Raw genomic sequence first — 255 nt, 5'->3', positions numbered from 1 at the left:
CCGGCGGCAAGCCGGAACCCGGCGAAACCCATGAACAGGCCCTCGTCCGAGAGATCGCACGGGAACACGGCGTAACTCAAGACGCGGCCGAGCACCCAGGAATGCTGCTCGTGGAAGCCCCCGCCTGCAAGGTCCCCGCCAATGCCGCGCCCCCACCTCCCCACGACTGACGGGAGTAACTTCTCGCCCACTTCCTCACCGGCCTCTATTACAGCGACCACCACCCCGTAGAATGCCGGGCCGCCATCGCCGCGT

At 67.5% G+C, this 255-nt stretch carries 1 protein-coding gene; it reads left to right on the top strand.

What is annotated here, in order from left to right; translation table 11 throughout:
* Positions 1-170 (top strand): NUDIX domain-containing protein (locus tag PUR71_RS00605; RefSeq protein WP_329924294.1); only part of this gene is annotated, 170 nt, incomplete at its 5' end.
* Positions 171-255: the final 85 nt, after the last annotated feature.

This window comes from Streptomyces sp. SP17BM10 (assembly GCF_036322405.1).
In the GTDB taxonomy this organism is placed as follows: domain Bacteria; phylum Actinomycetota; class Actinomycetes; order Streptomycetales; family Streptomycetaceae; genus Kitasatospora.
Note: the sequence above shows the minus strand (reverse complement) of the source record. Positions and strands in the feature narration are given on the sequence as shown.